This is a genomic window from Solemya elarraichensis gill symbiont, from assembly GCF_002021095.1.
GTDB lineage: Bacteria > Pseudomonadota > Gammaproteobacteria > Chromatiales > Chromatiaceae.
In genome coordinates, this window is sequence record NZ_MPRK01000004.1 from 25314 (window position 1) to 37831 (window position 12518).

Annotated in this window: 13 protein-coding genes; all 13 read left to right on the top strand. The window is 50.9% G+C overall.

The annotated features are described in order from the left end of the window. Positions 1-157 precede the first annotated feature (157 nt). Complete coding sequence (gene dsrA / locus BOW51_RS00600; RefSeq protein ID WP_078475935.1) at positions 158-1408, top strand: dissimilatory-type sulfite reductase subunit alpha; 1251 nt, start codon at positions 158-160, stop codon at positions 1406-1408. 93 nt (positions 1409-1501) lie between these two features. Then, entirely contained in the window at positions 1502-2572 is a 1071-nt protein-coding gene (gene dsrB / locus BOW51_RS00605; RefSeq protein WP_078475949.1) for a dissimilatory-type sulfite reductase subunit beta, read from the top strand. A 14-nt stretch (positions 2573-2586) separates the two neighbouring features. Continuing rightward, positions 2587-2979 (top strand): sulfurtransferase complex subunit TusD, encoded by a 393-nt coding sequence (gene tusD, locus BOW51_RS00610; protein ID WP_078475936.1) that lies wholly within the window; start codon positions 2587-2589, stop codon positions 2977-2979. Between the two features lie 13 nt (positions 2980-2992). Beyond that, positions 2993-3400 (top strand): sulfurtransferase complex subunit TusC, encoded by a 408-nt coding sequence (tusC, locus tag BOW51_RS00615; RefSeq protein ID WP_078475937.1) that lies wholly within the window; start codon positions 2993-2995, stop codon positions 3398-3400. Positions 3401-3411: 11 nt separating this feature from the next. Further along, positions 3412-3708 (top strand): sulfurtransferase complex subunit TusB, encoded by a 297-nt coding sequence (gene tusB / locus BOW51_RS00620; RefSeq protein WP_078475938.1) that lies wholly within the window; start codon positions 3412-3414, stop codon positions 3706-3708. A gap of 34 nt (positions 3709-3742) precedes the next feature. Further along, positions 3743-4075 (top strand): TusE/DsrC/DsvC family sulfur relay protein, encoded by a 333-nt coding sequence (locus BOW51_RS00625; protein WP_078475939.1) that lies wholly within the window; start codon positions 3743-3745, stop codon positions 4073-4075. A gap of 158 nt (positions 4076-4233) precedes the next feature. Continuing rightward, positions 4234-4953, top strand: a complete 720-nt coding sequence (locus BOW51_RS00630; RefSeq protein WP_078475940.1) for a respiratory nitrate reductase subunit gamma — start codon at positions 4234-4236, stop codon at positions 4951-4953. A gap of 35 nt (positions 4954-4988) precedes the next feature. After that, positions 4989-6536 (top strand): sulfate reduction electron transfer complex DsrMKJOP subunit DsrK, encoded by a 1548-nt coding sequence (gene dsrK / locus BOW51_RS00635; RefSeq protein WP_078475941.1) that lies wholly within the window; start codon positions 4989-4991, stop codon positions 6534-6536. A gap of 67 nt (positions 6537-6603) precedes the next feature. After that, positions 6604-8559 (top strand): NAD(P)-binding protein, encoded by a 1956-nt coding sequence (locus BOW51_RS00640; RefSeq protein ID WP_078475942.1) that lies wholly within the window; start codon positions 6604-6606, stop codon positions 8557-8559. 27 nt (positions 8560-8586) lie between these two features. Next, the gene (locus BOW51_RS00645) at positions 8587-9009 is read left to right on the top strand and encodes a hypothetical protein (RefSeq protein WP_078475943.1); all 423 of its coding nucleotides are present in this window, start codon (positions 8587-8589) and stop codon (positions 9007-9009) included. 20 nt (positions 9010-9029) lie between these two features. Continuing rightward, a complete protein-coding gene (gene dsrO, locus BOW51_RS00650) occupies positions 9030-9791 on the top strand; it encodes a sulfate reduction electron transfer complex DsrMKJOP subunit DsrO (RefSeq protein ID WP_245828282.1) in 762 nt (253 codons plus the stop codon). Between the two features lie 3 nt (positions 9792-9794). After that, entirely contained in the window at positions 9795-10985 is a 1191-nt protein-coding gene (gene nrfD, locus BOW51_RS00655) for an NrfD/PsrC family molybdoenzyme membrane anchor subunit (protein WP_078475944.1), read from the top strand. A gap of 67 nt (positions 10986-11052) precedes the next feature. Beyond that, a complete protein-coding gene (locus BOW51_RS00660) occupies positions 11053-12450 on the top strand; it encodes a cobyrinic acid a,c-diamide synthase CobB (RefSeq protein WP_078475945.1) in 1398 nt (465 codons plus the stop codon). The last annotated feature ends 68 nt before the right edge of the window (positions 12451-12518 follow it).

Here is a 12518-nt window from a genome sequence, read left to right on the forward strand (position 1 = left end):
GACTATATTAGCGTCTGTTAATGGGACGGGAAGGTGATGTACTTTTCTCCCTTCTCGTTAAGAACCAGAATTTTTTGATCCTCTTCATCATGAAGTGGGTCGACAGAATTTTTTATGTATTTAGAACTAAAGCGTCTCAGTCAGGAGAACAAGCGAAATGGCAATTAATAAGCACCATACTCCGATGCTGGACCAGCTGGAAAGCGGTCCTTGGCCAAGCTTTATTTCCGGTATCAAGCGTCTACGTGACGAGCATCCGGAAGAGCGTATCAACAAGATGACCAATGATCTTCTCGGTCAGCTTGAGCACTCTTATGAAACCCGCAAAGGCTACTGGAAGGGCGGAACAGTATCTGTATTCCAGTACGGTGGCGGAATCATCCCACGTTTCTCAGAAGTTGGTCATGCATTCCCGGAATCGAAAGAATTCCATACCCTGCGTGTTCAGCCACCTGCAGGTAACCATTACAGCACTGCAATGCTCAGGCAGATGGCAGACAGCTGGGAGAAGTATGGTTCAGGCCTGGTCACTTTCCACGGTCAGACCGGTAACATCATGTTCATCGGTACTGATACTGCACAGACCCAACACTTCTTTGACGAGATCAACGACTACGGTTGGGATCTTGGCGGCGCCGGTCCTTGTGTCCGTACCGCTATGTCATGTGTTGGCGCGGCGCGTTGCGAAATGTCCTGCACCAACGAGCAGAAAGCACATCGCCTGCTGGTGAACAACTTCACCGACGATGTTCACCGTCCTGCTCTTCCATACAAGTTCAAGTTCAAGGTCTCCGGTTGCGGAAACGACTGTCAGAACGCTGTTGAGCGTGCCGACTTCGCAGTTATCGGTACCTGGCGTGATGATATGAACGTCAACCAGGACGAGTTCAAGGCCTACGTTGGACGTAAGGGACGCCAGCACGTGATCGATAACATCATCACTCGCTGCCCAACCAACGCACTGTCTCTGAATGACGATGACAGCCTCGAAGTGAACAACAAGGACTGCGTCCGTTGTATGCACTGCCTGAACGTTGTGCCTAAAGCGCTGCACCCCGGCGACGACCGTGGTGTCACCATCCTCATTGGTGGTAAGCGTACTCTCAAGATCGGTGACCTCATGGGTACCGTTGTTGTTCCTTTCAAGAAGCTCGATACCGAAGAAGATTGGGAAGAGATTGTTGAACTGGCTGAAGAGATCATTGATTTCTGGGCTGAGAACGCACTTGAGCACGAGCGTTGCGGTGAGATGATCGAGCGTATCGGCCTGGTGAACTTCCTTGAAGGCGTCGGCGTTGAAGTTGATCCGAACATGGTGAACAACCCGCGCGAATCTTCCTACATCCGTATGGATGACTGGGATGAGGAAGCCGTCAAGTGGTTTGACCGTCAGGCTGAAGCTTCTTAATAAAAGAAGATTCGCTCGACATATTGATACTCTGTTCCCGGCTGATTGCAGCCGGGTGCAATACTGAATTTTTCGAAATTTCTGGAGGTAGAAATGGCAGACATGCGTGACCCGATCGAAACCGGGTGCCCTGATCCATTCCAGTACATGCATCCTATGATGCGCCGTAACTTTGGCCTGTGGGCTTATCATGAAGACCCACGTCCTGGCGTCCTGTTGCACGTTGCCAAAAATGGCGACAAGCTTTGGACCATCAAGGCTGGTACCCAGCGTATCCTGGATCTCTTCACTCTGCGCACCCTGTGCCAGATTGCTGATGACTATTCTGACGGTTTTATCCGTTTCACAATCCGTTCAAACCCTGAGTTCTTCGTAACTGAAGAGTCTCGTGTTGCGCCGCTGATTGAGCAACTGGAAGAGGCTGGCTTCATCGTTGGTGGTACCAAGAACTCAGTAACAACCCTGTCGCATACACAGGGCTGGTTGCACTGTGACATTCCTGGTACTGATGCTTCAGGCGTCGTGAAGTCCATGATGGACGAACTCATCGATGAGTTTAAAGTTTCAGAAATGCCTAACCGCGTTCATATCACGACTTCTTGCTGCCAGATCAACTGTGGTGGCCAGGGTGATATCGCGATCAACGTACAGCACACCAAGCCACCAAAAATCAATCATGATCTGGTTGCTAACGTGTGTGAGCGTCCAACTGTTGTTGCACGTTGCCCGGTTGCTGCGATTCGTCCGGCAATGGTTAACGGCAAGCCTTCACTGGAAGTCGACGAGAAGAAGTGTATCTGTTGTGGTGCATGTTTCCCTCCTTGTCCTCCAATGCAGATCAACGATGCGGAGCACACCAAGCTGGCAATCTGGGTTGGTGGCAACCACTCAAACGCACGTGGCAAGCCGACTTTCCAGAAGCTTGTTGCAGCTGGTATCCCTAACAACCCGCCGCGCTGGCCTGAAGCAACTGCTATCGTCAAGCGCATCCTGGCTGAATACAAGGCAGGCGCGCGTGATTGGGAGCGTGTTGGCGAGTGGATCGAACGTATTGGATGGCCACGTTTCTTTGAACTGGTTGAGCTGCCCTTTACCAAGTACCACATCGATAACTGGCGTGGTGCTCGTAAGAGCCTGAACGCATCAGCGCACATCCGCTTCTGAACCGGAGTGACAAGATGAATTTAACCATTCAGGTCAATGAAGGGCCCTATCAGCACCAGGCGTCTGATTCTGCCTATTTCTTCACCAAAGCGGCTCTGGAGAAGGGTCACGAAATCTTTCGTGTCTTCTTCTACCACGATGGTGTTAATAACGGCACACGTCTGACTACGCCGCCACAGGACGACCGCAATGTCGTGAAGCGCTGGAGTGAGCTGGCAGCAGAACATGATCTCGATCTTGTTATCTGTGTAGCAGCTGCCCAGCGTCGCGGTATCGTCGACGATGGTGAGGCAGAACGTAATAAAAAGGACGCGACAAATATTGCGCCCGGCTTTCGTATCTCTGGCCTTGGCCAGTTGGTCGAAGGCGGTATTCAGAGCGACCGCCTGGTCGTTTTCGGCGACTGATGCGGAGATAGATATGTCTAATATTAAAAAATTCATGTATGTCAACCGCAGAGCGCCTTACGGCACCATCTACGCATGGGAGTCGCTTGAAGTTGTTCTGATTGGTGCGGCATTTGAACAGGACGTCAGTCTTGCGTTCATCGATGACGGTGTCTATCAACTGGTCAAAGGCCAGGATACTGCCGGTATTGGTATGAAAAACTTTTCACCGACTTATGCAGCACTTGGCGACTATGAAGTCACCAAGATTTATGTTGAAAAAGAGTCGCTGGAAGAGCGTGGCCTGACACTTGATGATCTTCAGCACCTCGTCTGGGAAGACGAGGATGATGATTGGGCCGAGAAGGATTCCATTCGTCTGGTTAGCTGTGCTGAACTTGCTCAGGTATTTGCTGAGCAAGAAGTCATGTTTAACTTCTAGGGGAGAAGCAAATGTCAATTTTACATCTGGTGAATAAATCCCCTTACGAGCGCGATAGCCTGGATACTGCAGTCGACTATATGCTCGATGGCGATACCATGCTGTTAATCGAAGATGGGGTCTATGCTGCCATGAGTGGCGGTAAAGCTGCATCCAAAATCAGCGGAATGAAAGTTTCCGTATTGGGTCCGGACCTGGCTGCACGCGGCATCTCGGAAGAGAAGCTGGTTGATGGCGTTACTGTCGTCGATTATGCGGGCTTTGTCGATCTGGTTGAATCAAACGACAAGGTTCAGTCCTGGCTGTAACCTGCAATTTATTTCTTATTGAGGAGATACACAAATGCCTATCGAAGTGAACGGTAAGACATTCGAAACTGACGAAGAGGGCTACCTCGCTAACATTAACGAGTGGGAGCCAGGTGTTGCTGAAGTTATGGCTAAGGAAGACGAGCTCGAACTGACTAGCGAGCATTGGGACATTATCAACTTCCTGCGTGAGTACTACGAAGAGTACCAGATCGCACCAGCAGTACGCGTTCTGACCAAAGCTGTTTCCAAGAAGCTGGGTAAGGACAAGGGTAACAGCAAGTACCTGTACGGTCTGTTCCCATACGGTCCTGGTAAGCAGGCATGTCGTTATGCCGGCCTTCCAAAGCCAACCGGTTGCGTCTGATTAGTTTCAGGTAAATTCGGGGATACTCTCCTTGCTTGCGAGGGGAGTATCCATCCCGGCAGGGAAAATTTGCAGGTCGATCTTCATCAGGAAAATAGAAGCGTGTGGCTCGACCTGCACATTTTCAAGCTGTTGTTAACATTTAGAGGATTGGGAACATGTCTGTGGCCTACGCCATTCTGTTCTACATAGCACTTGCGATTATGGTGATTGGTGTTGCGCGTCGCGTGATCATGTATGCGAAAGCACCCGCACCGCTCAAGATTCCAACGACTCCGGCTCCGACAACGCAGACAGGTGTTGTCATGCGTATGTTCCGCGAAGTGGTCTTTTTTGAAAGCCTTTTCAAGTCGACCAAGTGGACATGGATTTTTGGCTGGATGTTCCACATGGGCCTTTTTGCCGTACTCGCACGCCACAGTCGCTACTTCAATTCATTGATGCCTGCCGAAATTGTTGGCCCTCTCAAGTATGCAGCCTTTGCGATGATTATCGGTCTGGTTGGTTTGTTGATTCGCCGCTTTGCTGTCGACCGCGTACGTTATATTTCGTCGCCATCAGATTTCGCCATGCTGTTTCTGCTGATTCTTATCGGTGTCAGTGGTGCAATGATGACGTTTGTATCGCATACCGATATCACCATGGTGACACACTTTTTTCACACTTTGATGTGGCCGTTTGACGGTATTGGAGAGCTGCCTGGAGATATCCTGGTTTGGGTTCACCTGCTGTTGGTTGCATCGCTGATGATTATTTTTCCAGTGAGCAAACTGCTCCATGCACCGGGCGTATTTTTCAGTCCGTCACGCAACCAGGTAGATAATCCACGCGAGCAACGCCACGTCTCTGATTGGGCGAAGAAGCTCGAACAGAATTGATTTTGCAGAAGAGAAGAGCCGGCTGAGGAACACTCATGGCAAAAGCAGATTACGAAATTCCAGAATTACATGAATATGTCGAAGTTCCAGAATTAGAGTCTGGCACCATGGCGCACAGTGCGCCATATGTTGCCAAGCCCGAGTTCCAGGAACAACTGGGCTATGTTGGTGAAGTTGAGGACGACTGGAAAGAGAAAGCCCTTGATGCAATGGGTGACATGCTTGGCAAGTACCGTGGACTGCAGGTCTTCATGGACTCTTGTGTCAAATGTGGTTCTTGTACAGACAAGTGTCATTACTACCTTAGTACCAAGGATCCGCTGAACATGCCTGTTGCGCGTCAGGACCTGATGCGCCGTGTTTACCGCCGCTACTTTACATTTGCTGGCAAGTTTTTTGGCAAGCTGGGTATGCCTGAATTTGTCGGTGCGAAAGAGCTCGAGCGCGAAGACCTGGATGAGTGGTTCAGCTACTATCACCAGTGTTCACAGTGCCGCCGCTGTTCTGTTTTCTGTCCATACGGTATTGATACTGCCGAGATCACCATGGCAGCACGAGAAATTCTGGCACGCGTTGGTATCGGTCAGAAATACTCAAACGAAATTATCGGCAAGGTTTACAAGATTGGTAACAACCTTGGACTGCCTGGCCCGGCACTTCTGGATACCCTCGAGGGACTGGAAGAGGATGTCGAAGACGAAACTGGCGTAAAGGTACTCTATCCGCTTGATGTGAAGGGCGCGGATATCCTGCTGGTGACACCATCGGCAGACTTTTTTGCTGAGCCCCATGTTGATGGCCTGATTGGTTACGGCAAGGTATTTCACGAGGCTGGCGTTAGCTGGACTCTGAGTACAACTGCTTCTGAGGCTGCCAACTTCGGTATGTTTATCGGCTCCTACGAGAATATGCGCAAAATTTCGCTGCGTATTCGCGAGGCCGCGCTTGAGCTGGGTGTTAAACGCATAGTATTCGGTGAGTGTGGACACGCATGGCGTGTTGCTTACTCGTTCCTGAATACGCTTGCGGGTCCGTTCGATTTTCTTGACCCGGATTACCCGGTGCCACAGCACATTCTTGAGTTCACCTGGAACGAAATCCAGAAAGGTACCCTGAATCTGGATCCATCACGTAATGATGACAAGACGCTGACTTTCCATGACTCATGCAACGTTGCACGTGCAACCCGTATGGGTGACGAGCCTGGTGGCCAGTTCACCATTCCGCGTAATGTGATCAAGTCGGTTTGTAACAACTATGTTGATATGGATCCGGACACTATCTATGAGAAGACCTTCTGCTGCGGTGGTGGCGGTGGCCTGCTTACAGATGACCTGATGGAGATTCGTATCAAGGGCGGTATGCCACGTATGACAGCGTTGAACAATGTCATCGAAGAGTCCGGTGTGACTCACATGGCCGCGATTTGTGCGATCTGCAAAAGCCAGTTTACAAAGATATTGCCGTACTACGGTATGGAGATGGACCAGATTGTCAGTGTCCATCAGCTCGTCTCGGATGCACTGATCCTTTCCGGTCAGGTAGATGAAGACGATGAAGATACAGATGAAGAAGCGGCCTGAGTCGGGTCAGCTTCAGAGACTAGTTAATAGATATTAATTTTCGAATTAGTGGGAAGGAGAAAAATCCATGGCGACTTCCAGTGATGAAATGAACACCAAGCTATCCTACCGTCGTTTTGAAGAAGGCGATGACCAGTGGGGCAGCTGGACAGATAAAATCTTCAATGAAGATAACTCTCACAAGTGTCCGACTTATGTAAACAAGACGCCACCCTGCCAGGGTAGCTGCCCGTCGGGTGAAGACATCCGTGGCTGGCTGGCAATTGTTCGCGAACAGGAGAAGCCTTCTGAAGGCGTAGAGTGGCAGGAGTATGCATTCCGCCGTTCAACTGATGCGAATCCTTTCCCGTCTATGATGGGCCGTGTTTGTCCTGCACCTTGTCAGGATGGCTGTAACCGTAACGATGTCGAGGATTTTGTCGGAATCAACTCGGTTGAAATGTATATCGGCGATACAGCACTGGCAAACGGCTATAAATTCGAGGCAGGTGCTTCTACCGGCAAAAAAGTCGCAATTATTGGTGGTGGTCCTGCTGGTATGGCGGCAGCTTACCAGCTGCGTCGTAAAGGCCATGCAGTTACCATTTTTGAATCACTCTCCGATCTCGGCGGTATGATGCGTTTCGGTATTCCGAACTATCGTATTCCGCGTGACAAGCTGGGTAGTGAAGTACAGCGAATCATTGATATGGGTGACGTTGAAGTCAAGCTCAACACCCGTGTCGGAAAGGATGTCTCTGTTGAAGAGATTGAGAAGAGCCATGATGCCATCCTGTGGGCAATCGGTTGCTGGACTGGACGTGGCCTTTTTGTAGGCAACTGGGATGAGACTCCTAATTGCGTGACAGGTGTTGATTACCTCAAGGCATTCAACGAAGGCCGCATGAAAGCAACAGGCAAGAAGGTTGTTTGTGTCGGTGGTGGTGATACCTCTATCGACGTTGTCTCGGTCGCACGTCGTCTTGGCCACGTTGAAGGTACTGACGAGCTGCCAGAAGCGATTGTCCTTGATGACGCTGCAGCGCATGGTTCGATTACAACAGTTCCGTCTGACGTTACCCTTACTTCACTCTTCCCAATCGACAACATGACTGCTGCAGAGCACGAGGTTAAGGATGCACTGCACGAAGGTGTCACCATCCTTGACGAAGTGATGCCGGTTGAGATTGTTAGAGACGCTGTTGGCCGTGCAACAGGTCTTAAAATTGCCAAGTGTACGCTGGAAGATGGCCGTCCGAGTCCTATTGAAGGCACCGAGCAGGTAATCGAGGCTGACATTATCGTCTCTGCAATCGGCCAGGGTGGTGACATGTCAGGTCTCGAGGATTTCGCCAACGAGCGCAACCTCATGGATGCCGACAAGCACTACCAGGTTCCAGACAAGGCGGGTCATTTTGTTGCAGGCGATATCGTTCGTCCGCACCTGCTGACTACTGCGATTGGCCAAGCATCTATTGCAGCTGCCTCAATTGACGACTATCTCGATGATGGCAGTGTGAATATGCGTCGTCCAAAGGTTGACGTGCACCACTTCGACCTCGAAGAGAAGCTCGAGGAAGCTGGTCTGAGTCCGGATGATTTCGATCCTAATACGACTGGCGAAGGTGACATGCGTGGAACCTTCCTCGGTAACTGGGCGATTCACAACTATGAAGACCGCTCATACGCAGAGATTATCAAGAATGATGAACTGTTCCTTGGTCACTTTGAATATCATGAGCGTAATCACCGTAAAGAAGAGGTTCCATCTTCTGACGAGGTACTGGGCCATTTCCACGAGCGTCTGATTTGTCTCGAAGAAGAGCGCGCACAAGACGAAGCCAAGCGTTGCATGAGTTGTGGTATGTGTTTCGAGTGTGACAACTGTGTTATCTACTGCCCGCAGGATGCGGTCTATCGTGTCAAGAAGACAGAGGCAACAACAGGTCGTTACGTCGCAACTGATTACTCTCGTTGCATCGGCTGTCATATCTGTGCAGATGTTTGCCCAACCGGCTACATCAAAATGGGTATGGGTGAATAATTGTCGGTGACAACACCGGAGCATATGATGTCAAAAAGCATCGAACAGAAAAGTGTAAAGTTTGCAGTGTTTCTCGCTGTACTGGTCTCCATGTTGATGATCAGCACAGCGTATGCGGGCAAGAACTGGCGTGCCGAGGGTAACTCCAAGGCATCACAGATGGCGCAGAATGCAGAAATGTGCGTTCGCGATACTGACTTTATGCGACGCAACCACATGGAACTGATTCAGCATGACAGAGACGTAACAGTCCGCCAGGGTGTTCGTACCCTTGACGGCAGCCTCAAGGGTTGTGTTACCTGTCATGCCAACAAGCAAGAATCCGGTGAATATGTACCGGTGACAGCCATGAGCGGCCCGGGTGGCAGCCAGTTCTGTGCGAGTTGTCATGTCTATACCAGTGTCTCTCTGGATTGTTTCCAGTGTCACTCAACTGTTCCAACTGAATAAGCGTGGAGAGGGAAGACAAAGTGAAAACCACTGATCAGACCGACCACAAGCGTCGTGATTTTCTTAAAACCGGCGTTGCAGCATCAGCCGTAACGCTTGCTCCTGGCATTGTCATGCATACGGCCGAAGCCGCGCCACGTGACAAGGCTGTAGACAGCAGTGTCCGTTGGGGCATGTTGGTTGATACCTTCAAGTGTGCAAGCGGGTGTGATTCCTGCGTGCAGGCGTGTAACGAGGAGAACGGTCTTGAGGCATACAGCATGCCTGAAGGTGCCGATCCGGAAAAATGGGATCAGCAGCGTCCAAAATGGATGCGCAATGTGACCCTCAAGGATAACCTCAGCGGGCGTATCAGCAACCTTCCTCTAATGTGTCAGCATTGTGAAAACCCGCCATGTGCCGATGTTTGCCCGACGGGTGCATCATTCCGTCGTGCTGATGGTATTGTCATGGTTGACCGCCATACCTGCATCGGCTGCCGTTACTGCATGATGGCTTGTCCATACAAAGCACGTTCATTCATTCATGAGAATGTTGACATCAAGCCTGAGCTCGCTCCTCGCGGCAAGGGTTGTGTGGAGTCATGCAATTTCTGCGTTCACCGTCTTGATGATGGTGAGACATCAACAGCATGTCAGGATGCCTGCCCGGAGAATGCAATTATCTTCGGCGATCTGAATGATCCGAACAGTGAAGTTTCCAAGGCACTGGCCGAGTATCCAAGTGTTCAGATCCGTGCGGACCTGAGACTGAATACCGGCGTACGCTACAGCGGAATTTAAGCCATGAAAAAGATTTTCTACAAAGAGTGGGACATTGCCAGCCAGACTTACTGGATGATTCTGGCTGTACTTGCGGTCATCTCTGCGGTAGCCGGTTTTGCCGTGCTGCACATGGAGCACAGCGGCCACTGGGTAACAGGCATGAGTAACCAGATCGTGTGGGGAACTCCGCACGTATTTGCGGTATTTCTGATCGTGGCAGCCTCTGGTGCACTCAACGTTGCATCGATTGCATCGGTGTTCAACAAGAAGGCGTATAAACCATTGGCACCACTTTCGGCGCTGCTTGCGGTAGCGCTATTGATTGGAGGGCTGTTGATCCTGGTTCTCGATCTTGGCCGCCCTGAGCGCCTCATGGTTGCCATGACCACTTACAACTTCAAATCGATCTTTGCGTGGAACATCCTTCTCTATAATGGTTTTATCGCAATTGTCGCTTTCTACCTGTGGACGATTCTTGACCGCAAGATGAATCGCTTTTACAAGGCTGCCGGCGTTGCGGCATTTGTCTGGCGACTGATACTCACCACTGGTACAGGCTCTATTTTCGGCTTCCTGGTCGCACGCCAGGGTTACGATGCTGCGATTCTTGCACCATGGTTCATCATCATGTCTTTCGGTTTCGGTCTCGCAATCTACATGCTGGTACTGTCTGATTTCTTCCGTCTCAGCGACCGTCCATTAGGCGATTCAGTGATGTTCCGCCTCAAGAACCTGCTTGGCGTGTTTGTTGCTGCGAGCCTGCTGCTGACGCTCATGTATCACATGACAAATCTCTACGGAACCGAGAATCACGCTTTTGAGGCATTCATCCTGCGTGATGGTGGTATTTATACCGCACTGTTCTGGATTGGTGAGATTCTCATCGGTGGACTTCTTCCACTGGCGATCGTGTTTCATCCTTCACTGGGTAAGTCCCGCTCATGGATTTATGCGGCTGCTATCATGGTCATCATCGGTGGCATTGCAACTATCTATGTCATTATCATTGGCGGACAAGCCTTCCCGATGGCTATGTTCCCGGGTAAAACAGTGATTGCTTCCGGCTTCTATGATGGTATCAACGGCCTGGCTAGCACCTATTCACCCTCGCTAGCGGAAGCGTTGCTCGGGATTGGCGGCGGCGTACGTATGCTGAAAATTCTGCCGATGTCAATGGCAGACGAGGTTGCGGATCCTCATTCTGCCTCCTGACGGCATGGTGGCAAGCCCGGGATGAAATAGATATCATCCCGGGTAGTCACAACATATCAAGGCCACTATGGCGCACTTTTATCTCTCTGCGGCGCACAAGTCCTCTGGCAAAACCACCCTCAGTATTGGTCTCTGCGCTGCACTTGCTGCACGCGGTCTGAACGTACAGCCCTTCAAGAAGGGCCCTGACTATATCGATCCATTGTGGCTAACTGCCGCAGCCGGCTCTCCTTGCAGCAGTCTTGATCTCCATGTTGAACCTCGCGATGCTGTCTACAAGCGTTTCCAGCAGCGCATGCATGGCGCCGATATTGGTGTTATCGAAGGTAACAAGGGATTGTATGATGGACTCTCGCTGGATGGCAGCGACAGCAATGCAGCCGTCGCAAAGCTGGTTGAGGCACCGGTTATTCTCGTTATTGATACGCGTGGTATGACCCGTGGTATCGCCCCCTTGCTACAGGGCTATGTCGGTTTTGATCAGGAGCTCTCGATTGCAGGTGTGATACTTAACCAGGTAGGCGGAGCGCGTCACGAGGGCAAGCTAAGAGCTGCTGTCGAAACCTACACGGATATCCCTATTGTAGGTGCAGTACCAAGAGATCAGCGGCTCTCGATTGATGAGCGTCACCTGGGCCTGATGCCGAGTAATGAGCACCAGGCAGCGCAGCAGAAGATTGAGTCGATTCGCGAAGTCATCGAAGCGCATACAGATCTGGATAAAATTATCGATATAGCCTCCTCGGTAGTCAATCCGGCTCAGCAGGAGCAGTCCGCTGAAGTGGTTGCCGAAGCAGGGGGCGATGTTGTGACGATTGGCGTTGCCAGGGATGCTGCATTCGGTTTTTACTACGCAGAGGATCTGCAGGCGTTTCTTGCCGCCGGTGCCAGCATCGAGTATTATGATACTATTAACGATAAGAGCCTGCCAGATGTGGATGCACTCTTTATCGGCGGTGGTTTTCCCGAGTCTGCGATGCAGGGGCTCGAGGCCAACAAATCGATGCGTGCAGCTATCAGTGACTTTATAGAGAGTGGCAAGCCTGCCTATGCCGAGTGCGGTGGCCTGATGTATCTGTGCAGATCACTGAAGTGGCAGGACAAACAATGTAGAATGGTGGGTGTGATAGATGCGGACGTTGTAATGCATGAACGTCCACAGGGCAGGGGTTACGTCTCTGTTGAAGAGACCGGACAACACCCTTGGGCCATTGATGAACAAGCGGCAGCTGTGGCAGCACACGAGTTTCACTATTCACGTCTCGAAAATCTGCGCCAGGATTATCTGTTTGCCTATGATGTAAGGCGCGGCTACGGGATTAATGGAAAGAGCGATGGTTTGATACACAAAAACCTGCTTGCCAGCTATACTCACCTGCGCGATGTGGCGGGAAGTCACTGGGTCAGGCGCTTTGTCGGTTATGTGCGTCGATGTAAAGAGAGAGGTCAAGAATGTTTAAAGTGACGGAAGCTGCTGCCGATCAGATTCGTTTAGCTGCAACCCAGGGCGGTACTGATGGCATGGCTCTGCGC